The following is a 256-nucleotide window of genomic DNA, read 5'->3' as shown; positions in this document are numbered from 1 at the left end:
GGGCGCGACGCTCGCATACTGCTCGATGGCGGACTCCCCGTTCGGGCAGGGGAGTTCGGAGGTGATGCTCTACCGCGTGGTGCACGAGGAGCCGCAGTTGGCCGGGGTGCCGGACGCGCTGGCGCCGCTGCTCCACGCGTGCCTCGCGAAGGACCCCGAGGACCGGCCGAGCACGCTGCAGCTCTCCCTGCGCCTGAAGGAGATCGCGGCGCGGGAGGCACATGGGCACGGGGGCCACGGGCACGGGGGGCATGGG

At 73.8% G+C, this 256-nt stretch carries 1 pseudogene; it reads left to right on the top strand.

Annotation, left to right across the window (positions count from 1 at the left end):
• Positions 1-256, top strand: a pseudogene (locus tag CCN51_RS57560) (serine/threonine-protein kinase); the annotation flags it as partial.

It is taken from the genome of Streptomyces milbemycinicus, from assembly GCF_002154605.1.
Lineage (GTDB): Bacteria > Actinomycetota > Actinomycetes > Streptomycetales > Streptomycetaceae > Streptomyces > Streptomyces milbemycinicus.
This window is presented reverse-complemented; position numbering and strand designations above follow the sequence as displayed.